21 protein-coding genes are annotated in these 21,915 nt (G+C 36.6%); 7 read left to right on the top strand and 14 right to left on the bottom strand.

Features of this window, described 5'->3' with window-relative positions; translation table 11 throughout:
* Position 1 precedes the first annotated feature (1 nt).
* From pgp6 to nadA, 5 genes are read right to left on the bottom strand one after another with little or no spacing between them, the layout of a single operon-like run.
* The gene (gene pgp6 / locus ES948_RS09720) at positions 2 to 1,372 is read right to left on the bottom strand and encodes a peptidoglycan metallopeptidase Pgp6 (protein WP_152184751.1); all 1,371 of its coding nucleotides are present in this window, start codon (positions 1,370 to 1,372) and stop codon (positions 2 to 4) included.
* A gap of 1 nt (position 1,373) precedes the next feature.
* Positions 1,374 to 2,039 carry a DHH family phosphoesterase gene (locus ES948_RS09715; protein ID WP_152184750.1) on the bottom strand — a complete coding sequence of 222 codons (666 nt, stop codon included), beginning with the start codon at positions 2,037 to 2,039 and terminating at the stop codon, positions 1,374 to 1,376.
* A gap of 37 nt (positions 2,040 to 2,076) precedes the next feature.
* Entirely contained in the window at positions 2,077 to 3,129 is a 1,053-nt protein-coding gene (flhB, locus tag ES948_RS09710; RefSeq protein WP_152184749.1) for a flagellar biosynthesis protein FlhB, read from the bottom strand.
* Positions 3,130 to 3,145: 16 nt separating this feature from the next.
* A complete protein-coding gene (nadC, locus tag ES948_RS09705) occupies positions 3,146 to 3,961 on the bottom strand; it encodes a carboxylating nicotinate-nucleotide diphosphorylase (RefSeq protein WP_152184748.1) in 816 nt (271 codons plus the stop codon).
* The gene (nadA, locus tag ES948_RS09700) at positions 3,958 to 4,959 is read right to left on the bottom strand and encodes a quinolinate synthase NadA (RefSeq protein ID WP_152184747.1); all 1,002 of its coding nucleotides are present in this window, start codon (positions 4,957 to 4,959) and stop codon (positions 3,958 to 3,960) included. Before nadA ends, nadC begins: the two co-directional genes overlap by 4 nt.
* Before the next feature lie 95 nt (positions 4,960 to 5,054).
* On the opposite strand from nadA, the gene plsY reads away from it, so the two are divergent.
* The 6 genes from plsY to ES948_RS09670 all read left to right on the top strand — a co-directional run bounded on the left by plsY (position 5,055) and on the right by ES948_RS09670 (position 9,935).
* Positions 5,055 to 5,669, top strand: coding sequence for a glycerol-3-phosphate 1-O-acyltransferase PlsY (plsY, locus tag ES948_RS09695; RefSeq protein WP_152184746.1), 615 nt, complete (start codon positions 5,055 to 5,057; stop codon positions 5,667 to 5,669).
* Positions 5,670 to 5,999: a dihydroneopterin aldolase gene (locus tag ES948_RS09690; protein ID WP_152184745.1), complete on the top strand. Its 330-nt coding sequence runs from the start codon at positions 5,670 to 5,672 to the stop codon at positions 5,997 to 5,999.
* A gap of 100 nt (positions 6,000 to 6,099) precedes the next feature.
* Entirely contained in the window at positions 6,100 to 6,771 is a 672-nt protein-coding gene (gene hsrA, locus ES948_RS09685) for a homeostatic response regulator transcription factor HsrA (RefSeq protein WP_152184744.1), read from the top strand.
* A gap of 45 nt (positions 6,772 to 6,816) precedes the next feature.
* Positions 6,817 to 8,115 (top strand): sensor histidine kinase, encoded by a 1,299-nt coding sequence (locus ES948_RS09680; RefSeq protein ID WP_152184743.1) that lies wholly within the window; start codon positions 6,817 to 6,819, stop codon positions 8,113 to 8,115.
* 83 nt (positions 8,116 to 8,198) lie between these two features.
* Positions 8,199 to 8,456, top strand: coding sequence for a YfhL family 4Fe-4S dicluster ferredoxin (locus tag ES948_RS09675; RefSeq protein ID WP_152184742.1), 258 nt, complete (start codon positions 8,199 to 8,201; stop codon positions 8,454 to 8,456).
* On the top strand, positions 8,457 to 9,935 hold the full coding sequence (locus tag ES948_RS09670; protein ID WP_152184741.1) for a Ppx/GppA phosphatase family protein: 1,479 nt from the start codon (positions 8,457 to 8,459) through the stop codon (positions 9,933 to 9,935).
* Here ES948_RS09670 and bamA read toward each other — a convergent pair.
* On the bottom strand, positions 9,932 to 12,211 hold the full coding sequence (bamA, locus tag ES948_RS09665) for an outer membrane protein assembly factor BamA (RefSeq protein WP_152184740.1): 2,280 nt from the start codon (positions 12,209 to 12,211) through the stop codon (positions 9,932 to 9,934). The two genes, ES948_RS09670 and bamA, sit on opposite strands and share 4 nt — an antisense overlap.
* A 99-nt stretch (positions 12,212 to 12,310) precedes the next feature.
* Here bamA and ES948_RS09660 point away from each other — a divergent pair, with 99 nt between their 5' ends.
* Positions 12,311 to 13,138 (top strand): prephenate dehydrogenase, encoded by an 828-nt coding sequence (locus ES948_RS09660; protein ID WP_152184739.1) that lies wholly within the window; start codon positions 12,311 to 12,313, stop codon positions 13,136 to 13,138.
* Here ES948_RS09660 and ES948_RS09655 read toward each other — a convergent pair.
* The 8 genes from ES948_RS09655 to ES948_RS09620 form a co-directional block, all read right to left on the bottom strand.
* On the bottom strand, positions 13,135 to 14,580 hold the full coding sequence (locus ES948_RS09655; protein WP_152184738.1) for a BatD family protein: 1,446 nt from the start codon (positions 14,578 to 14,580) through the stop codon (positions 13,135 to 13,137). The genes ES948_RS09660 and ES948_RS09655 overlap by 4 nt on opposite strands.
* Complete coding sequence (locus ES948_RS09650) at positions 14,564 to 16,543, bottom strand: VWA domain-containing protein (RefSeq protein ID WP_152184737.1); 1,980 nt, start codon at positions 16,541 to 16,543, stop codon at positions 14,564 to 14,566. Before ES948_RS09650 ends, ES948_RS09655 begins: the two co-directional genes overlap by 17 nt.
* On the bottom strand, positions 16,543 to 17,472 hold the full coding sequence (locus ES948_RS09645) for a VWA domain-containing protein (protein ID WP_152184736.1): 930 nt from the start codon (positions 17,470 to 17,472) through the stop codon (positions 16,543 to 16,545). Before ES948_RS09645 ends, ES948_RS09650 begins: the two co-directional genes overlap by 1 nt.
* On the bottom strand, positions 17,465 to 17,872 hold the full coding sequence (locus tag ES948_RS09640) for a hypothetical protein (RefSeq protein WP_152184735.1): 408 nt from the start codon (positions 17,870 to 17,872) through the stop codon (positions 17,465 to 17,467). Before ES948_RS09640 ends, ES948_RS09645 begins: the two co-directional genes overlap by 8 nt.
* Before the next feature lies 1 nt (position 17,873).
* On the bottom strand, positions 17,874 to 18,704 hold the full coding sequence (locus ES948_RS09635) for a DUF58 domain-containing protein (protein ID WP_246153862.1): 831 nt from the start codon (positions 18,702 to 18,704) through the stop codon (positions 17,874 to 17,876).
* Between the two features lie 10 nt (positions 18,705 to 18,714).
* Positions 18,715 to 19,662 (bottom strand): AAA family ATPase, encoded by a 948-nt coding sequence (locus ES948_RS09630; RefSeq protein ID WP_152184734.1) that lies wholly within the window; start codon positions 19,660 to 19,662, stop codon positions 18,715 to 18,717.
* Between the two features lie 61 nt (positions 19,663 to 19,723).
* Positions 19,724 to 20,716, bottom strand: a complete 993-nt coding sequence (locus ES948_RS09625) for an LPP20 family lipoprotein (protein WP_152184733.1) — start codon at positions 20,714 to 20,716, stop codon at positions 19,724 to 19,726.
* Positions 20,716 to 21,720 carry a CsgG/HfaB family protein gene (locus tag ES948_RS09620; RefSeq protein WP_152184732.1) on the bottom strand — a complete coding sequence of 335 codons (1,005 nt, stop codon included), beginning with the start codon at positions 21,718 to 21,720 and terminating at the stop codon, positions 20,716 to 20,718. The genes ES948_RS09625 and ES948_RS09620 overlap by 1 nt, the downstream gene beginning before the upstream one ends.
* Between the last annotated feature and the right edge of the window lie 195 nt (positions 21,721 to 21,915).

Below are 21,915 nucleotides of genomic sequence, written 5' to 3'. Positions count from 1 at the left end.
CCTATTGTTCGTCAATAATCTTTTTAGCGTTTTTAATTATATCACTAATATTGAGTTTTATCCACTGTTTATCCATCCACTCCTGTGGACGCACTTCGATTCCCTGTACCAAAACACCAAAATGCAAATGGTCTCCCATTGCATAACCACTTTTACCGGTTGTAGCAATTTTAGAATTTGGTGGTACATCTTCATCCAGTGTCACATCAACATTCGAGCAATGTCCATAGAGGGTATAAAGGCCTAAACCATGAGAGAGTATTGGCATATTTCCATAGAGTCCGTTAAAGTCTGCATAGACAACCTTCCCACCGTTTTGTGTCTTGATCGGTGCCATGGCATGTGAGGCCATATCAAGCCCCAAGTGATATGCTTCACTGACAAACTTGCCTTTATAATAATACTTTCTATGGTCTCCAAAATAAGCAACGACCTGCCCGTTTTTCAATGGATACATCTTTTTGATTTTAAAATCACTTATCATCTCATCAGGGACAACTGAAGTTATTTTATGGATGAGCTTTTCATTTTTCTCACGTACATCTTCATTGATAATTTTAAACTGCTCAAGTTTATTATCCACTCCCTGTGTCTCTTCAAACTCTTCTGAAAGCTCATAAATCTTCCCTTTTAAAAACTTGTCAGAGAGTGTTATGCGTGAGAGTCTGTACTCTTTGTTTTTCAGATACAAAGGCACATAGGATTTTGCCACATTTCCGGCAAAATCTGTTGCAATGACTGTTGCTTTAAACCCACTGTCTTTTACAGGCCATGCTAAAAGGGCAATATAATACCCCTCTTTATAAAACGGCTGTGCTTTAAAGTGTTTGTTATGGTTTGAGAGTATATAGATATCATCAATATTTTCATCCTCTACTCTAAAAACAACAAGTGCAGAACCACCGCGAGAAATTTTATAGGAGTTACTGACAATACTTACTCTTGGTCTTTTTTTATCGATTTTAAGTTTAAACGACTGCTGTGCAAGGTTTCCTTTTAAGAAGTTCCATTTACTGATATCTTGTGCCTGCACAAGCAATTTAATCTCTTTGTCTTTCATCGTATACGAACCACGAGGTGGTTCTACTTCAAGGATTAACTCTTTTTCGGGAGTTAAAAATTGTTCATACTGCAGTGTTTTATCACCATCTTTCGTATGCATGACAATCTTATACGATTGAATACCACTGGCATCACTGATTTTTACCTTCAAAGGTTTTTTCAGATTCCAGTAGCCATTACTGTTTTGTAAAGTAATTGCTGGAGCATTTCTCTCAAACGTTGCTGAAAAATAGACATATAGTGCCGCTGCCACAATTAAAACAAATACAAATAAAACACCAAATGAAGAGTTACTCTTTCTTCTTCTCAAATCAAACTTCCTTACTTAACTTTATTATTTTATCTTTTTCATCACTCTTAGTGACTTCTACCTCTTGAACATGTACTAGGTTTAAAAGCTCTTTAGCAATATCATAAACATCACTCCACGTAGCACCACTTGATGCAAAATCCTCTTCACATAAACGCACAGTCGCAAGCCGTGCATTTTTTTTCAAAAGAACTTTTTTAAATATTATGGACTTCAACCGCACACTGCTTAAGAGCACTTTTCGTGTCAGTTCATTCACACATAATTGATGATCTGCACCTAGATTAATCAGTTCACTTAAAACAGCAAAAAGCATGCCATTACAATCAGGGCTTAAAAAATTATCATACCGCTTTAAAAATCCTGCATAGAGTGCTGTTGCCATCTTTGCATTTATCTTTATTTCATGTTTTTGCAAAAATGTATACAACTCCAAAATGTTCATATCTGCACTTATTTTTAAGTCGGCAGAAGCAGGTTCATTTCTACGGAGTTTTTCATACCATGGCAAAAAAGCATATTGCTTCTCTTCTTCTTTTGCAAAAAGGGAGACTTTTTTATGTTTTAAGAGCATTAGCGAGTATAAAACACTAGCCTGTGGAAAGTTGTTTTTATGACTCTCTATGACGATATGTTTTGATTTTTCCAGCTCTTGTAATGGTATCAATAGTTCTCTGCTTTTTAAGATATGGCAAAATTATATACTATTTTTTATTCATCTTGTAAACGTAAGCCAGTACCTCCGCAACAGCTGCAAATAGTGTTTCGGGGATTGGTTTGTCAACCTCAACTTCATTGTAAAGTGAACGTGCCAACGGTGGATTTTGTACGATATGCACATGATTTTCACGTGCTATTTTTTTAATCTTTTGAGCAATGTTATCCATACCCTTGGCAATAACAATTGGCGCGTGTGACTTTTCGGCATCATATTTGATAGCAACGGCATAATGTGTCGGGTTGGTGATAACCACATCTGCATTGGGAACTTCAGCCATCATCCGCTTGCGTGAGGCTTCCATCTGAATTTGGCGGATTTTTGACTTGATAAGCGGGTCTCCCTCCATGTTTTTCATCTCATCTTTTATCTCATGTTTGGACATTTTTAGACCGTCAAAATACTGCTTTCTAACAATAATAACATCAATAATGGCAAAAATGAAAATGATAAAGAGCATTACCGAAGCGATAACTATCATCTTGTCTTTTAACCAGATAAGCTGGTCATGCAAGCCAAAAAGAGCAACTGTAGGAAGTTCTGTAATAAAGTAAAAGAAGAAGATAAAACCGATACCAAGAGTTGTAAAAGATTTAAAAGTAACCTTTATACCCTCTATCATTTTTTTAACTGAGAAGAGGTTTTTGGTTCCTTTAATAGGGTCAATCTTTTTAAAGTCCGGCATAATGGCCTTGGATGTAAAAAGAAACCCAAACTGTGCGAAAGCCGCAATAACTCCAGCAATGGCAACAGCTATTGCCAAAGGCAACACCATCAATAAAAACTCTCGAATCGTCACTAGGGCAATTTCAATCATAGAGGTTTTATCTATCTCAGAACCTATAAGAGAAAAATAGTATTGAAAGAGCAAAATCATATGTTTTGCCATAAAAGGAAAAAGCATTAAAAAGGCTAAGATAGCAACAAAGAGTGTCACTACCCCAGAAGCATCCTGAGATTTTGGGACATTACCTTCTTTACGGGCATCCTCTATCTTCTTGGGGGTGGGTTCTTCTGTCTTTTCCTGATCATCAGCCATTGTTTATGCCTGACCTTTAATCCATTTTCATCGAGAGATCAATCCAGTTCGCCTGATGAATAAGTGAACCGGAACTTATCGCATCAACACCTGTCTTAGCATACGATTCTATCGTTTCAAGTGAGATATTTCCACTTGCTTCCAGTAAAATATGCGGATAGTTTTCATCTCTAAAGGCAACAACCTCTTCAATCTGGGCAGGCGTCATATTATCACACATTACAATATCACACTTTGCTTCCATCGCCTCTTTAGCAATCCAGAGTGTCTCAGCTTCCACTTCAATCTTTGCAGTAAAAGGGATAACCTCACGTGCTTTTTGGATATAGCTTTTGAGATTTTCAATCGTTTTAAGATGGGTATCTTTTATCATCAAAGAGTCATCAAGTCCCATTCTATGATTTACTGCTCCTCCGCAACGGGTAGCATACTTTTCAAAGACTCGAAGCAGTGGTCGTGTTTTTCTCGTATCGAGCAGTTTTGTACCATAGGGTTTTATAATGTCAACGTACTTTCGAGTCAGTGTTGCAATGGAACTTGCATGCAGTAACATATCCAAAATAGTACGCTCGCAGCGAAGCATAGTATGAGAGGGAGCTTGAAACTCTGCTATAACATCACCTGTGATAAAACTCTCTTTATCATTTTTTAGCCATTTGACTTCTATTTTTTGTAATTCACACAAGACATCTACATATTTTTGTCCGGCAAGTACACCATTACTTTTTGCAATGATTTTTGCCGAAGATGGGACTGCACTCTCAACAAGAGCATATAAATCTCCGCGTCCGACGTCTTCGGCAAGTGCCTCTTTTACAAATGTCTCTATCATAGTTCTAACATTCTCTCTAATGCTATTTTCGCCCACTTTTGTGTTTTTGGATCTATATGTATCTCGTTGATTGGCTCACCGTCATCAATTGCTTTCAGTGTAAGATATACATCCTCTAAAGTAGTCTCATTCATTGTCGGACACTCCGGTTTTGTTGAACTGAGCACATAGGTATTTTTAGGGCGCAGGCGATTAACAAGATTAAACTCCGTTCCTACTGCTACTTTTTGATCTTCAGGTAACTCTGTAATATACTTGATAAGCTGAGAAGTCGAACCGACAAAGTCAGATGCATCACAGATAGCAGGGTCGCACTCCGGGTGTGTTACTATTTTAATACCCGGATATTTTTTTCTGTAAAACTTGATATCATCCAGTGTAAAAAGCTGGTGAACAGAACAAAAACCGTCATAACAGATAATATCACACTCTTTTGGGTCTTTTTTATCAAGACCGATTACCATAGACTCCAGTCCCATCTGATTTGCTATATTTTGTCCCAAACATCTATCAGGTACAAAAAGAATCTTTTTGCCTTCACCCAAAGCTTTTGTGATGATTTTTTTTGCATTGGAGCTTGTACAAACCATACCGCCCATTTCACCGACTTTCGCTTTTACATCTGCACCGGAGTTAATATAGGTGATAGGTAAAATGTTTTCATTTGCTATGCCATTGTCATTTAAAAACTTCACTGCCTCATCATACTGCAGATCTGTAATCATACTCGCCATTGCACAGCAGGCTACTTTTGGCATCACTACACGCTTCTCAGGAGAGAGTACTTTTACACTCTGCCCCATAAAACCAACACCGCAAAAGAGTACAAACTCACTCTTATCTGCTTTTGTTTTCATAGCAAGTTCAAGTGAATCACCGGTAATATCAGCAATTTCAAAAACTTCGTCACGTTGATAAAAGTGTGCAACAACTGTCACACTTAACTTCTCTTTAAGTTCATCAATTTTTTTTCTTAATTCTTCATTTGTATAGTTCAAAAAGGTATCCTCTTTTGATATTGATGCAATTATATCAAAATATATTTAGCATAGTGAGGGTAGAATGTCATAACAAAAATAATTTAAGGTAATTTATGGATTTTTTATTTAATCTCAATGTGCAATTCTATATTGCAGCATATCTCATCGGAGGTATTCCATTTGGTCTTTTACTAGCGAAAAAATTTGCCGGTGTAGATGTCAAATCTGCAGGAAGCGGAAGTATTGGTGCTACAAATGTACTGCGTGTTGTCAAAGAGCGTGACCCCTCCCTTGCCAAAAAACTGGGTATTGCGACACTTGCACTTGATGCTATAAAAGGCGTCGTAGTCTTAGCAGTAGCTTATTTCATGGGACTTGATGAGTCTGTTCTTTGGGCAATTGCTGTTTTAGCTGTTCTTGGACACTGCTTCTCGCCTTATCTAGGTCTTGAAGGTGGTAAAGGCATTGCAACAGGTATGGGTGTTATGATGTTTATGCTCCCTTACGAGACAATGATAGCACTTGTTGTCTGGGGCATTATGGCAAAGACTCTCCGCATCTCTTCTGTATCATCATTGACAGGTGTTCTGGCACTTCTTATATCAAGTTTTATCATTCATCCCCAGATGGCTCACGCACCGGTTGTCTTTATTGTATTTATTCTTTTTTACAAACATATACCAAATATCATTCGTGTTATCAAAGGCGAAGAAAAAAGAGTTATCTAGATGAAAATCTCCATAGAAGATCTAAAGTTCCAATGCATTATAGGAATTTTAGATTTTGAAAGAGAAAAAGAGCAGGATGTTATCATCAATCTCACTATAGATTACAAATATAAAAATGATTTTATAAACTATGCAGATGTTACAGAGTTTATAAAAACTGCAATGAAAAATAAAAAATATCTTTTAATAGAAGATGCTTTAGAAGACTTATCACAATTACTCAAAGAAAATTTTTCAAAGATCAACACCCTTCATCTAAAAATAACAAAACCCTCTATACTTCCCAACTGTAGGGTATCTGTAGAGGAACAGTATCTATTTGATTCTTAATCCAAACTTCATTTTTTTTTAAAAAAAATTGAAAAAAACTTTAAAGTAACCTAAAATTATGATACAATTCCGCCAAAATATTAGAAATAGGAAATAATGAATGCGTATTCTTATTATAGAAGATGAAGTAACATTAAATAAAATGCTTGCAGAGGGACTAAAAGAGTTTGGTTACCAAAGCGATGTTGTTGAAACACTAAAAGATGGTGAGTATTACCTTGACATCCGTAACTACGATTTAGTTCTTATGGACTGGATGCTTCCAGATGGAAATTCAGTAGATATCATTGGTGATATCAAAGCAAATACTCCTAAAACTGTTGTTGTTGTTCTTTCAGCTAGAGATGATAATGAGAGTGAAATCGAAGCACTTCGTGCCGGTGCTGATGATTACATCAGAAAACCGTTTGATTTTGATGTACTGGTTGCTCGTATTGAAGCACGTTTACGTTTTGGTGGAAGTAATATCATCGAAATTGAAGATTTAACAATCAACCCTGAAGAAGAAAAGATCACTTACAAAGAGACAGAAATTGAACTCAAAGGAAAACCTTTTGAAGTACTTACGCACCTTGCTCGTCACCGTGATCAAATTGTTTCAAAAGAGCAACTTCTTGATGCTATCTGGGAAGAGCCAGAGCTTGTTACTCCAAATGTAATTGAGGTAGCAATCAACCAGATTAGACAAAAAATGGACAAACCACTCTCTATCACAACGATCGAGACTGTTCGTCGTCGTGGATATCGCTTCTGCTTCCCTAAAGAAGTTTAATCCAAAGAATGCTATAATCCCTTAAATTTTTTAAAGGGATTATAGATGTTTTCCAAAAAGAGTATTAGAAAAAGCTTTCTAATCCAACTTATTTTCTCTTCCGCAATTTTAATTTTTATATTCTCCTCTGTTTTATACTTTTACATAGAAAAATCTATTTATGATGAGAAAAAAGAAGAACTAATCCATTACGCAAAAAATATTGCCAACTTTAAATCTGTATTTAGTTTTGAAGAAGCTGTTTCTGAGAACTTTCTCTCTCTTAATGTTGAAGTAATCTACTTAAAAAAAACTATGGGGGATATGGATGTCTATGAAATTACAAAAGATAAAAAGACATACCTGACTCTTATCTATCCATTTAAATTAAAAGAGACAAGCTATCTTAAAATCACAAAAGATGTAACACTGACAAAAAAACTCCTAAATAAGATTCTACACTATATCTTCATCATTAATATTGCAGGATTCCTACTTGTTATCATCTATGCAGTAATGCTCTCAAAAATGCTTGTAAATCCTATCAAGACGCTCTCGCAAAAGCTTTCAAATATGAATGAGCATCTTATCAAGCCAATAGACCTCAATACACTGCCACAAGAATTTGAACCACTTGGGGAAACCATCAATCACCTCATTGCCAGAATTCAGAACTTTGTAAAGTACCAAAAGGAACTTTTTATTGGTACAGCGCATGAGTTAAAAACTCCACTTGCTGTCATTAAACTCAAAAATCAGGTAACACTCATTAAAAAACGTACACCTGAAGAATATATAGATGCCCTTAAAACAACAAATAAGACAATAGATGAAATGAATATCATCGTCTCCAACATCTTAAATATAGGACGTCAAGAGGGAGCCCAACTTGATAAACCTATTGAAGTCGATGTGATTGGGATTCTAAAACAAAAAGCAGATGATTTTAAACTACTTGCTGAAAATGAGGGTAAAAAACTCATTATGGATTTTAAACCCGATGGTTATATGGCGACACTGCAGGTAAGTCTTCTCAATCAAATCATTCAGAATTTTCTACAAAATGCACTTAAGTTTACGCCAAAGGACAAAAGTGTACTTTTACGAAGTCAGGAAGGTTCCTATGGTCTTCGCATCGAGGTTATCGATGAAGGATGTGGTATCGATGAGAGTGTTGATCTTTTTGCACTATTTAAACGCCAGGGAAATAAAAGTGGTGTCGGACTCGGGCTTTTCCTTGCAAAAAGTGCTGCCGATGCACTTGGCGCAAAAATCAGTATTAAAAACAGAACAGATGGAGTTGATGGTACAGTTGCTTCTTTAGAGCTAAATTCGAAATTATCTTGTATTCTTCCAAGGAATTAAAAGCGTTTCAAAAATAATAAAGCTTACTTTTGTTATAAATCTCTCACGAATTAAATAAGTATAGATTTATAAGGTTTTTAAATATGGCATTAATAATTAATGAAGAGTGTATAGCATGTGATGCTTGCCGTGAAGAGTGTCCGACAATTGCGATTGAAGAGGGTGACCCAATTTACTATATTGACCCTGATCGCTGTACTGAGTGTGTAGGTGTCTATGATGAGCCTGCATGTATCTCTGTTTGTCCTGTTGATTGTATAGTTCCAGATAAAGACAATGTAGAAACTATTGCAGAACTTCAATTTAAATATAAACAACTCCAAGAGAACGAAGAGTTATAATTGGCTAAGCGGGTTGCCATCATAGACATCGGTTCTAACTCTGTTAGAATGGTTGTTTATGAAAAAACTTCAAGATACGCATTTCATCTCCTCCACGAAGAAAAATCAAAAGTCAGAATTTCCCAAAATGCCTACAAACATAACGGAGAGCTACAAGAAACTCCTATGCAGCGCACATTTGATGCCCTCAGCGATTTTTTAAGTATTGCCAACTCTTTTAAAGTCAGAAAAATTCTTTGTGTTGCGACCTCTGCACTGCGTGATGCTCCAAACAAACAGGAGTTTCTTCAAAGAGTTAAACATAAGCTAAAACTCAATATAAAGGTTATCTCAGGGGAAAAGGAAGCCTATTTTGGAGCTATTGCCTGTGCAAATCTTCTACCAAAACAAACATCAGCATTAAGTATCGATATAGGTGGGGGCTCCACTGAATTTGCTTTTATCAATGAAGACTCAGTCACTGATACACTCTCTTTAAAACTTGGTACTGTTCGTCTTAAAGAACTCTTCTTTGATAAAGATGATATTGATGGTGCCGTTGCTTATATTGATAGTGAACTTGATAAGCTTCCAGATACATCGAAACTTACAACGCTCATTGGAATTGGAGGAACTTTTCGTGCCATCTCAAATGCAATCTTAAAAGAGTCTCTCTATCCACTCAACAAACTCCATGCCTTTGAGTACAACAGTAACACTTTTAAAGATTATCTCAAACGTCTGCTGCAGACAAAAAGTGATGAAGAGCTGTTAGCACTTTTCATTAAAAGTAATCGTTTTGATGTTATAAAACCCGGTGCTTTGATACTGCAGAGACTTATGAAGAAGATTGCTATCTCAAAGATCATTACAAGTGGTGTCGGTGTGCGTGAGGGAGTATACCTCTCAGACCTGCTTCGAAATTCACGGCATAAGTTTCCACAGAACTACAATACCTCAGTACGCTATATTTTAGACTCCTATGTTCAAGACAAAACATTCTCAAACCATCTTGCACTTTTAAGTAAAAAAATCTTTACACTCACAAGTGAATATTTTAATCTTGATACAGAATATAAACGTATCCTTACCATTGCAGCTAAACTCTATCCTGCGGGTAGTAATGTTCATTTTTACTCACAAAACAAACACAGCTATTATATTATTCAGAGTGCTTTGGAGTATGGTTTTAGCCATCATAATATTATGTTGATATCAACATTGACAAAGTATGCAAAAAACAAACTCCCATCCGATACACATCTGCAGCTCTATGCAAAACTCCTACCGGATAATGCGCATATTACTCATTCACTTAGTTATATACTTTCACTCTCTATAGCACTGCTGAGTCATCGTCCTAGAAATATTGACTTTGAAATGGAGTTTGAAAAAGGGATTTTAAAGATAAGCTCCAAAGAGAAGCTCTATCTTTCACAACATGCAGTTGCGAAGCTAGAGTGTAGAGACCAGCACTTCAACGTTATTTTTAGCTCTTAGAAGCGCTGTCCCATCGTAAACTCGAAGTTTGATGTTTTATCACTCACTTGTGCGTTGATAGCTTTTGAGAACATCAATTGAATTGGTCCAACAGGAGAGAACCACTCCAACCCTGCTCCATAACCGGCACGAGATTGATTGTTTGTACCATCTAAAATATTTGCACTGATATTATCAGAAATAATTCCCCAGTCAAGGTATGTTACAAGTCGCATTTTTGCTTTTGGTATCAGAGGAAAACTCACTTCAATATTGTTTGAAAAAGTCTGTGTTCCCCCAATTCTTCTAATTGGAATACCATTATAGGTATCGGTCCCTGTATCATCGGCAATCATAGGTGAGATAGAGTAAGACTCATATCCTCTGACACTGCCTATACCACCCATATAGAATTTTTCTGCCAGTGGAATATAGCCGTTATCTATAAGTGCATAGTATCGCGCTTTGTATCTGAAAATCGCATCAAATCCCACATATTCATCGAGTCCTATATATTTTGCAAAGTTTGTTCTTGATTTTAAGAAGTCCGCATCAGCACCAAGACCTGATTTTTCAAAACTTTGTGAAAGTGTAAAACCTTCACGAGGCAGATAATAATCATCTGTAGAGTCCCAACTCACACTCATCGTGACAGAACTTTTATTGTAGGCTTCAAAATAGTATGTACTTCCATATTGTGAAGCATTAAAGTCTGCACCGAATTCATAATCATTTTTCGAATAACCATACCCAAGATATCCTGTAATATGACGGGAAAATCTATGTCCGGTACCGATAGATGCACCATCTGTAAGTGTTGTATAGTCATTATAATCATATGTAGAATGATAGATTGAGAAGTTACCGCTAAAGTCACTGTCATTGAGTCTCGGATTTGAGATATTGAATGAGTAACTCTGTGAAGTTTGTGACTTCTCAGCTTTGACACCGACATTTATACCTGAACCCCAGATATTTCTGTCATTGACACCAATACTTAAAAGAAGTCCTCCATATGAACCATATCCTCCACCAAGCTGGACATTTCCGGTCGGTGCCTCTTTTACTTTTACAACCAGATCCATTGTATGATTATCGATACGCTTCTCTTCAATGGTATTACTGTCAAAAAATCCCAGACGTCCTAGTGAATTACGAGAATCTTTTAAATCTGTAAGAGAGTACATATCTCCAGGCCCAAGATAAAGCTCACGGCGAATGATTCTATCAAGTGTTCGAGTATTTCCAGAGATAAGTACATTTCTGATTTTTACTTTGTCTCCAGGCATAACACGAAAGACTACTTCAACAGTTCTTTTTTCTTTATCTTTTTTCAAATCAGGTACAACTTGAACAAAAGCATAACTTTTATCTGCTATGAGTGTTTTTATCTTCTCTGAATCTTCACGGAATTTTTTAACATTAAAGATATCACCTTCTTGCAGTGAGATAAGCTCTTTTATCTTTGCATTGTCAATAACATGCTTTGTCTGATAAATCGTTACTTTTGAGATGGAGTACTGCTCACCCTCTGTTATTTGATAACTCATATCTGCCATATAACTGTCAAAGTTTACACGTACAAACGGTTCATCAACTTTGGCATCCAAATATCCATGCTGCATATACAAGTCACGGACTCTCAAGTTATCATACTCTAAATCACGTAGAGACATCTTCCCATCATTGCGACCCCAGAACCATCCCATGAACTGATGTTCTTTATTGGCAATGACATCATCAAAATCATCCGGGTCCAATCCATAAACACCGGAAAAATCAATCTTCTCAATAGTAATCTCTTCACCTTCATTGACAATGAAAGTTACTTTGATACTACCGTTTTCGAGGTATGTTGTTTTTACTTCAACTACAGAGTCAATTTTACCCTCTTGAGAGATAGCTTCGATAATGCGTTTTTTTGCAGCTTCAATCTTCTTTTCATCATAAAGCGTACCCTTTTTTATCTGGATAACGGCTTCTTTGATATCTTCATCATTCTCTTTCCAGCCTTTGAGTTCAACTTGAGAGATGATAGATTTTTCTTTGAAATAAAAAGTCAGATCCCCATTTTCAAACTCAACCCAGATATCGTTGAAGTAACCTTGATCAAAGTATTTTTTTATTGCCGTATCAACCTCTTCTTCACTGATATCATCACCTTTTTCAAAAGGTAACATTCGTAAAGCCACATTTTTTGAGATGTGAACCATACCGTCAAATTGAATTGATTTCACAACTTCAGCGGATAGCGTGCTTGTAAACAGGATAAAAAAGATTGATAAAAGTATTCTCATTAAAATTCCATAGTTAAAATTAGAAGAGATTTTACCCATTATGAGGTTAATATTAAGTAAATTTAGTATAATTTTGCAAATTCAACAAAAAGAAAGAAAATGAATGTAGCAATAATTGGACTTGGACTTATGGGTGGTTCTTTGGCACTAAGTCTTAAAAAATTAGATTTTATTGATGAAATTGTTGGACACGACCACAATAAAAAGCATCAAAAAGATGCACTTTCACTTAAACTTGTAGAAAAAATCGTCTCTTTTGAAGAGGTAAAGAGATATGATGTTATCTTTTTAGCTATTCCTGTAAATGGTGTCATTGCCGCTTTACAGGATTTAAAAGATGTCCAAAAAGATGCGACTATCATTGACCTTGGAAGTACAAAAGCAAAGATTGTAGCAGCAGTGCCTCATGAAATTCGCAAGAATTTTGTAGCGGCACATCCAATGACCGGAACTGAAAACTTCGGTCCTCACGCAGCACTTGAAGGACTTTATGAAGATAAAGTCGTAGTACTCTGTGACTTGGAAGAGAGCGGTGAACACCAAAGAGCAGTGGCTCGTAAGATATTTAAAGCACTGAAGATGAAAAAGTACTTTATGAAATCAAACGAACATGACAGACATGCCGCATTTATCTCTCATATGCCTCACGCAGTCTCTTACTCTATTGCAAATACAGTGATGAAACAAGAAAAAAGAGACAATATTTTAGCACTCGCAGCCGGTGGATTCCGTTCTATGAGCCGCCTTGCCAAATCCTCTCCGAATATGTGGGAAGATATCTTCAGACAGAACAAAGAGAACCTTCTTGAAGCAATAGAGCTTTTCCAAAAAGAGCTCAATACCATGAAAAAAAATATTCAAAATGATGAGTGGGAAAAAGTTCACAAGGAGATGGCTGACGCCAATAAACTGCACGATATTTTCTAAGAAATATCGTACCTCTTTAAAACCTCTTTTAAAAGTTTTTTATCAATTTTCTCTTTTTTATCTCCATACAGATTTCCCTCTAAAGTATCAACAATAATTTTGACATCTTTATCACTGTCTTTGTATGGTAAGAGTTTTAAGAGGAGTAGTTTTTCATCTTTGATGTTAAAACGTTTCTCTTTTTTTGCTTTTTGAAATGATTTCGTAAGCATCAATACTGCTCCGACTATGATACCGACAACAAAAGCAATAATCAGCCAGATATAAGAAAAAGCACTACCAGCAGTCACACTCTGCTCTTGTGCTTTTTTTACAACAAGTTTTGGCGCTTCATCTTTTTTGATATTTAGTGATGTTGTCGTTTTAGCAGATCCTTTAACTTTGATGTGAATCGGCTCTGTCTTTATCTGCTCCACCCTTTTTGTTGTTAGATTATAAAAAGCGAGTTTAAAAGGTGGGATTGTGAAATCCTTATCAGAGACAAATGCAAGTTTTTGGGTGAGAGTATCACCATGAATCTCGATTTTCTCATCAAAAACATTGACACCATTTATGTAAGGTTTAAAACTCTCAATATCTTCTAAATTCCCCTCACCTTTTACAGTAACAGTTACATTTACAGCCTCATTTGGTGTTATCTCTTGCTTGTTTGCTTCGGCAGATATTGTAAAATTTCCTACGATTTCTGCATTGTTTGGCAGTGGTTTTGCATGAATTTGCACCTCATTGGAGTAGTAGTTTTTCCACTTTACCTGCGGCATAAAAGAGCCCCACATATCACGACGGTTCACACGCGATGCGATGCGAAGCTGTGCAGGTTTGATTGTCAGGTTTCCTTCTCTTTGTGCTGCTAATTTATAATCAGCACGTGTAATGATATACTCGGGAGTCTCTTCTCTTGTGGCCTGAGATTTGCCTTTTACCCAAAACCCTTTAAAATCAGGCTCTATAAACTTACTGTCCACAACAGCTGCACGTCTGTTTTGCTTTAATTCAAGATGTAAAATAAAGGGCTCACCGACAAAAACATCACTCTTCGATACTTTGAGTGAGAGGAGAAAAGCCGCATTTTTATCTTGTGATGCAGGTTTTACCACGACTTTTACTTCATTTGATTTTTCCATCTTGCCATCAATCTCAACATCCGTTGGTGCTATGACACAGCTCTTTTGTGGTACAAATTCATACGAGAGAACATAACTTTTTTTATAATCCATATTGACCATTTCTATGCTGGTCTGTGAACTTGAACCTATAATATCATTGCCACAGATATCTGTAAGTACCGGCTTATGGACCTTCTCTCCAGTGATTGTCAGTACATAGGTTGCAGTCTCACCACTGTAAACCACAGGTGGTTCAACACGTGCTGTGACACTTGCATAGATTGTTGTAGTTAAAAATGTTAATAGTATAAATATTTTTTTACCAAGGTTTTTCATTTTGGTCTTCCTTTATAGGTTTTTCTTTGTTTAATCTGTACAGATAGGAGTTTTGTTGCGAGTTTAAAGCTTTAAGCCACTTCTTCTCTTCAGCATCACTCATCTTATCTTTCATATCTTTCATCTGCGCCATTGAAGCATCCTGTTTTTCTTTTTTATCTTGTTTTTTGTTCTCTTCATTGGCTTTTAACTCTTTGAGTTTCTCTTTGGCTTTTTTTGCATTTTCTTTCGACTTGTTCTGTTGCTCTTTATCTTTTTGTTCTTGCTCATTTTTCTTTTGTTCTTGAGCATTTTTTTCCTGGTTTTTCTTCTCTTCTTCACTCTGCTTTTGAGATTTTCTCTCCTGATTTTTTTCTTTGTCATTTTGCTGACTCTGCTTATTTTGTTGGTCTTGTTTGTTCTGCTGCTGTTGTTGTTTGTTCTCTCTGTTTTTATCTTTATTGTTTTGCTGCTCTTGTGGCTGTTGTTGTTGCTGCTGTTGATTCTTTTGATCTTTTTGATTCTGCTGCTTTTTGTTCTGTTGCTTGTTTTGCTTATTTTGTTTATTTTGCTCTTTTTGCTCTTGCTTTTTCTGCAGCGCTTTTTTCACAGCTTTCAAGTTCTCACGAACCTCTTTATCTTCTTTGAGCTTCAAGGACTCTTCATATACTTTTATCGCATTTTTCAGCTCTTCTTCACTCCCGAGTCTGGCATGAGCATTTCCCATATTCGCAAAATTCTTCGCGCGTGCTTCACGACTGCTGAACGTTGCCTTTTTATAACTCTCTAAAGCCTCTTTATATTTTTTCTGTTTATAGAGTGCATTTCCTGCATTGTAGTAGGCCTCTCCACTGTCAGATTTTTTCGCATAGGCATCAAAATATTGTGCTGACTTTTTATAGTTCTGATGCTTATAAGCCTCTTTTGCGTCTTTTAATTCTACAAAATCCAAAAGACCTGCTTTGGCACTAGGAGCATTAAAAAATATAAGAGCCAACAGAAACATAGATGGTACATCTACTTTTTTTCGTTTACTCATAGATGATGTAGCAATAAGCAGAAGAATAAGCGCAAGTCCTACAGGATAGTAAAAGAGTGGGATATACTTCTCTATCTCTTCTGATTTCATCTCTTTTTTCTTCGCTTTTGCCTCTATCTCACGCAACATTGCTTTTATATCACTGTTGGAGTTCACTCCCTCTATGTAAACACCACCTGTTTTTGTTGCCAAGTCAGCTATCTTTTCATTGAGTTTTGTCAAAATTATTTTTCCGTTTTGTTTGATAAACTCACCATTTTCAAGCTTGATAGGTGCTCCTTTTTTTGTTCCGATACCTAAAATAAAAACAGTAATATTATGCTCTTTTGCATACGCTATCTCACGTGAGAAATCTTCGACATCGCCGCCGTCACTCAAAAGCAGAATATATCTGCGTGACTCATTTTTAATGCTTCTGTCCACTACTTCAAGCATCGACATCAGGTCTGTTCCCTGCTCTGTTATGGAGTTTGTATCAAGATTTTTGAGTAAAAATGCCACAGCCCCGTGGTCAAAACTAAGCGGTGAGACCAGATAGGAGTTTTTGGCAAACGCAATGATGCCAATACGCTCATTTGGTGCGAGACGTAAAAATTCCAAAGCCTTTTGTTTGGCTAGTTTTAGACGATTTGGATAGACATCCGTTGCCAGCATGGAGTCTGAGATATCAAGTGCTATCATAATGTCCGCACTTTTGGCTTTTATCTCTATTTTTCCTTCTTTGATAACCGGACCGGCAAGTGCAAAAATCAGTAAAATACCAATAAGCATAAAAAGTGCATTTCTTGCTTTGAGTGTCAAGGTATTGGCACTTACACGCAGTCTATCCATCACCTCCTCAGAAAAAAAAGTTGCCTGAGCCTCTTTTTGTGTTAAAAGTAATCCGAACAAGATAAAAAGTGGTGGTAGCATATAGTATAAAAATTCTGGATGTAAAAAACTCATTATGCACTCCCTCTTTTATTTCTCAGATAGATGTAAAGCATCAATGAAATTAGTCCTATAAAGAGTGGATAGAAGTAGTAATATTTCAAGTAAGTAAAGGTCTCATTTTTAATATCGCTCTTCTCCAGTGCATCGATCTTCGCATAAACAGCTTTAAGTTCATCTGCACTCGAAGCACCAAATGCAACACCGCCTGTCTCTTTTGCAATCTTAACAAGTACTGCACGATTGTACTCATTTGGTCCGCCTATACCGATAGGGTACACCTTCACGCCCTCTTTTTTTGCCAAATCTATAGCAACATCAAGAGGGATTTTGTCAACCTGTGGAGTAGAGTATCCATCTGTCAGTAAAATCGCTACTTTTGATTTTGCCTTGGAGATCTTTAAGAGATTGACCCCTTGTGCCAATGCTTCATAGAGTGCAGTATATTTTCCTGCCATACCGATTTGGAGCTGTGAAACTATACGTGAGAGTATATGTTCATCATAGGTAAGTGGTGAAGCGATAAAGGAGTATACTCCAAAGACAACAAGACCGATGTTGTCACTCTTTCGTTTTTGTATAAAATCTCTTACTATCTTTTTGACGACATCAAAACGTGTCGCCATCGGGTCATTCATATCAAAACCTCGTACCTCCATTGACTGGGATGCATCTAAAATCAAAGCTATCTCATGCCCCTGCTTTGGTGTAAGCTCGTAAGGTTCATCTTTGACCGGAGACATCAAAGCTAAGATCAGCATCACTATTCCTATCCATTTTAGAAAAAACAACAGTTTTGATGTAGCAATATTGCTTTTCATAAATTGGCTTGCGTGAGGAAAGTAGATGGATGGAAGCTTCATCTTACAAAGTGTTTCACACGCAATAAAAAAGAAGATTACAAAGGCTATTTTTGGAAATTCAAAATAGATTCCATCAAACATCTATCATACCTCTATACAACTCTATAATTCGTAGTGTTTCACTGTCAAAATCATCAACACTTTTTTTATACTTGTACTTCTCTAAATGCTCAAGCATATCATGGTAGGTTTTTTGATGCCGCTGGCTGTCATTTGCAAAGGTCGCACCATACTCTGTCAATCTATATGCAGCTTTTTTTGTCTCATGCAGGTCAATATCTTGCAGAAGGTTAAAATGTTCTTTTCGAAGATTGAACTTTTTCTTTGCACTAAAATACTTATATAACAGATAGATTCCACTAAGAATGATAATAGTTCCAACACCAAGCACGCCTACAAAATAGTAAAACGAATAATCCTCTATCTCAAGCAGTGGTTTGATATCATGAAGTGGTATCTCTTGCGTTTGTATATTTTGCATCTTATCTACCCTCAAACAATCTTCTGAGTGCCACACCAACACTCTCATGTGTATAAACTTTGGTAAAACGCACATGATGCTTTCTAAATGTAGCATAGAGCTCTCGGTCATGCAGAGTCACTTTTTTTGCATATGAAGCTACTGTTGCATCATTAAAATCACCTTCTAAAACATTACCGCTCTCTGGGTCAATGAGTGAAGCAAATCCCATTTTCGGTGGTTTTTCTTCTAAGATATCCCGTACAACAACAGCAACAACTTCATGTTTTTTTGCCAAAAGTTTAAAATCAGGAATCTCAAAAAAATCTCCCACTACAATAATGAGGGACTTCCTTTTTAGTCGTTTAAAAAGCGTATCTGCAAGCACTTTATAATCTGCTTTGTGATTCAAAGCTTCAAAGTTCACTACCTCATCAACATTTTTATGCACAGAAAAAAGCTTCTTACTTGGTTTGAGATGAGACTCTAGCTTATCTGTAAAGATATACGAGCTTAGCAAATCACCGTTTTTTATCGTAGAGAAGCTGAGCATCGCAATGATCTCTGCGATGACATCCTGTTTAAATCGTTTTGAACCAAAATGTACACTTCCGTTAAGCATAGATGCTACAACGACATTAAGCTCACGCTCTTCACGAAATATTTTGATATAGGGCTTTTGCAGTTTTGCGGTGATATTCCAGTCAATATGACGAATATCATCACCCGGCATATACTCACGCAGCTCGATAAAATCATACCCTTCTCCTTGAAAAATGGAAGGATTGTTTCCAACCATTTCCGAGAAGACTTGACGGCGAGCCCGAACAAGTATTTTTTGTAGTTTGCTCACTTTTGCCGCCTTATGGGATTGCTACCGCTTCAAGCACTTTTTGAATGATTTCATCTGTTGTGATACCTTCAGCCTCTGCTTCATATGTTAAAACGATACGGTGACGCATCAGCTCTTTTGCGATGTAGGCAACATCAACAGGTGTTACAAAATCTTTTGCGCGCATAAATGCCATCGCTTTGACAGCTTTGAACATATCGATACTTACACGCGGAGATGCTCCAAACTGTATGAAATCTTTAATATCTTCTAGACCATACTCTTCTGGATATCTTGTTGCATTGACAAGTTCTATCATATACTTCTCAACCTCAGCATCGACATGTACATCACGTACAGCAGCTTTAATGGCATCAAGCTCGCTTTTATCAATGACAGGCATAATATTTTCCATGTTGCCACTTGATATACGGCGTGCAATCTCAAGCTCTTCTTCTTTCGTGTTATAGCCCACGACAAGTTTGAGCATAAAACGGTCAAGCTGTGCTTCTGGAAGCTGATAAACTCCCTCTTGTTCTACCGGGTTTTGTGTTGCCATAACGAAAAAAGGAAGATCGATCTTAAAAGTAGTATCACCAATGGTTACCTGCTTTTCCTGCATCACTTCAAGCAGTGCAGACTGAACTTTTGCCGGTGCACGGTTGATCTCATCAGCAAGTAAAAGATTGGTAAAGATAGGCCCCTTTTTAATTTTAAACTGATTATTTTGCGGGTCATAAATCTCAGCACCTAAAATATCTGATGGTAAAAGGTCAGGGGTAAACTGTGCACGTTTAAAGTCAAGTCCAAGTGCTTTAGAGAGTGCATTTACTGTTGTTGTTTTTGCCAGTCCGGGCACACCTTCGATAAGAATGTGTCCTTCACATAAAAGAGCAATCAGAAGAGAATCTATCATCTTCTCTTGCCCAACGACAACTTTTGCAACCTCTTTTTTTATATTTTCAATCTTAGAAATCATATCTTCACTACCTTTTTTATATCTATATAGTGAAAGTATATTCCTTTGTAGTAAATGATTCCTAAATGTCTAAATTGAGTATTTTTGCAATGCCTTCTTTATCTATTTGCTTGGAGAGTTTTTTTGCGACATCTTGTTTAGCAATACTGTAACTTTGGGAAGATTGTCCTGTAATGTTGAGTGAATTCGTTGCTAGAATATTTCCACTGTTGTCTTTTGTAGCGATGTTTATCTGTGCTCTTGCAATGTAAAAACCATAAGAGCTTGCTCTTTGCATATTTGAATCTACATAGATTGTAAAGTGATACGCATTGTGAAGATTTTTTATCTTGAGTTTTTTCGAGCTCAGCCCTTTTTCAATCGGTCCACTTAATGGTCTATAGTCTGATACAACCCAAAATGTTATGCTTTGTAAAAGTTTATCTCTTTTGTTTCGTAGCTTCTCATACTTTTGCAAATATTTTTGTGATTGAAATCTTTCATTTAAAACACTCATCACGAGTAGTCTGTTTTGCAAATCACTCAAGTTTTGCAGTGCTTTCTTATAAAATGACAACTGCTCAAGAGCATTTTTATCTGCTCTGTTTTTCTCCCATGAAGCTATCAGTGCAAATTCCTGGTCTATCTCTTTTTGCAGTGTTTGAAAAAACTTCATTCTATCTACTTTAATCAGAACTGCATACTTTTTAAATCCAAGTTTGGCAGACTGCAATACTTCATAGCTACTGATACGAATCTTTTGAACTTCACTTTGTGTCTCATTGACGTATGTCGCATCATGTCTGTTTACTGTACCCTTACGCACAACACTCTTAGCACTGTACTTTGAAGAGATGGAAACACTCAGCGTTGCCAGCAATGAAGCAAGTGCATTTGAAAGCGCTTCTTGTTTGTCTTTGCCCTCACCTACACCATAAATCTCTCTTGCATTGGAAGCTGGAGGCTGCATATACCAAGAGGGCAGTGTTTTTTCTTTGACAACTATACGCTCCTTTAATTTGCCACATCCACTTAACAATACTATTGAGGCTAAACATATATAAAACAGTTTCATTATTTTCCTAATTGTTCTAAAGTTTTCTTTCTTTTGGCTATTAAAGTATTTATACGTACAATAGCCTCATTTATCTCTTTGACAGGTTCAACCATAAGATTATCAGCATACTCATAATACTCTTTTGCCTCTTCATACTTACCTTCAGCCTCTTTTATCACTCCCAGATTATAAAAAGCAACATAGCTTTTTCCATCTGTTGAGTCTATTAGACGTGTCAAAAGCTGCTCGGCTTTATCATATCTTGCTTGTTCAATGTACTCTAGGGCAAACTTTAAAAATTTCTCTTGCTGGGATGTGTAGTCCAAGTCCGGATCTTCTAAAAGAGTGACATAAAATTCCCGGTAATGCGGTGTCAGTTTATATGTGAACTCTCGTGCCAGTGCATTTGCCATATCTTGTGCAGCAATGGAGACAGAAGGAAGTGCCCGTGAATCATCATTACAATGTTTAAAGATTCTGTTTCTGCTGAGTGTATCTGCAAAAATTATATCTCCACGTGAGACATCTACAACACGTATCTCAGCAGCAAGTCCCACAACTCTTTTCACACAACGCACATTGTAATATCTTAGTTCACTACACTTCGTATTGGCACACTTGACACGCGGTTCATAATAATAACTGTCCTGCTTTGTAGGACGTCTAACATCACCTGAGATAATCGCCTCAGCACCGATAAGCTCTCCTACTTTTACTGAGCTGTCCTCATCTACCAAACCACTGCTTTGAAGTTTTTGTTCTTCTATAATCGTATTGATATCTGTTCTACTTACAATAGTAAAATATTTCTTATTGTTTATTCGAAAACCTGCAAGCTGTGCTTCTATCTTTCTAGAGAGTCCGACACGATCATTTTTAAAACTCAGTACGGCTATCTTTTTTGTCTCTGAAATCCTGTCAACTTCTGCTGGTTCAAGTGCTTTGATTCTTACTTTTTGTGCACATGAAGTAAATAAGAAAATCGCAAGAAGAAAAAATGTTAAAACCTTATATATTTTCATCATACACCTTAATATTTAGAGTCGATTGTAGTTAAAAACTATTTAATTGCTTATTAATCTACAAAAATCACATAAATTTTAAAATTTAGCACTGTTTTTCTTGACATATGGTATCTATTTGTCTATAATTTCGACCTCTTAACAAAGAGAGTTTATGTCTCGTTAGCTCAGCTGGTAGAGCACGTCACTTTTAAT

It is taken from the genome of Sulfurimonas indica (genome assembly GCF_009192995.1).
Taxonomy (GTDB): domain Bacteria; phylum Campylobacterota; class Campylobacteria; order Campylobacterales; family Sulfurimonadaceae; genus Sulfurimonas; species Sulfurimonas indica.
Note: the sequence above shows the minus strand (reverse complement) of the source record. Positions and strands in the feature narration are given on the sequence as shown.

Excerpts from the sequence above, each read along its gene's own strand:
- ES948_RS09630 (WP_152184734.1), bottom strand. The coding sequence starts at position 19,662 with ATGATTTCTAAGATTGAAAATATAAAAAAAGAGGTTGCAAAAGTTGTC.
- ES948_RS09680 (WP_152184743.1), top strand. The coding sequence starts at position 6,817 with ATGTTTTCCAAAAAGAGTATTAGAAAAAGCTTTCTAATCCAACTTATT.
- ES948_RS09625 (WP_152184733.1), bottom strand. The coding sequence starts at position 20,716 with ATGAAACTGTTTTATATATGTTTAGCCTCAATAGTATTGTTAAGTGGA.
- bamA (WP_152184740.1), bottom strand. The coding sequence starts at position 12,211 with ATGAGAATACTTTTATCAATCTTTTTTATCCTGTTTACAAGCACGCTA.
- ES948_RS09645 (WP_152184736.1), bottom strand. The coding sequence starts at position 17,472 with ATGTTTGATGGAATCTATTTTGAATTTCCAAAAATAGCCTTTGTAATC.
- ES948_RS09690 (WP_152184745.1), top strand. The coding sequence starts at position 5,670 with ATGAAAATCTCCATAGAAGATCTAAAGTTCCAATGCATTATAGGAATT.
- flhB (WP_152184749.1), bottom strand. The coding sequence starts at position 3,129 with ATGGCTGATGATCAGGAAAAGACAGAAGAACCCACCCCCAAGAAGATA.
- ES948_RS09620 (WP_152184732.1), bottom strand. The coding sequence starts at position 21,720 with ATGAAAATATATAAGGTTTTAACATTTTTTCTTCTTGCGATTTTCTTA.
- ES948_RS09650 (WP_152184737.1), bottom strand. The coding sequence starts at position 16,543 with ATGAGTTTTTTACATCCAGAATTTTTATACTATATGCTACCACCACTT.
- ES948_RS09675 (WP_152184742.1), top strand. The coding sequence starts at position 8,199 with ATGGCATTAATAATTAATGAAGAGTGTATAGCATGTGATGCTTGCCGT.
- ES948_RS09660 (WP_152184739.1), top strand. The coding sequence starts at position 12,311 with ATGAATGTAGCAATAATTGGACTTGGACTTATGGGTGGTTCTTTGGCA.
- plsY (WP_152184746.1), top strand. The coding sequence starts at position 5,055 with ATGGATTTTTTATTTAATCTCAATGTGCAATTCTATATTGCAGCATAT.
- ES948_RS09655 (WP_152184738.1), bottom strand. The coding sequence starts at position 14,580 with ATGAAAAACCTTGGTAAAAAAATATTTATACTATTAACATTTTTAACT.
- nadC (WP_152184748.1), bottom strand. The coding sequence starts at position 3,961 with ATGATAGAGACATTTGTAAAAGAGGCACTTGCCGAAGACGTCGGACGC.
- ES948_RS09640 (WP_152184735.1), bottom strand. The coding sequence starts at position 17,872 with ATGCAAAATATACAAACGCAAGAGATACCACTTCATGATATCAAACCA.
- hsrA (WP_152184744.1), top strand. The coding sequence starts at position 6,100 with ATGCGTATTCTTATTATAGAAGATGAAGTAACATTAAATAAAATGCTT.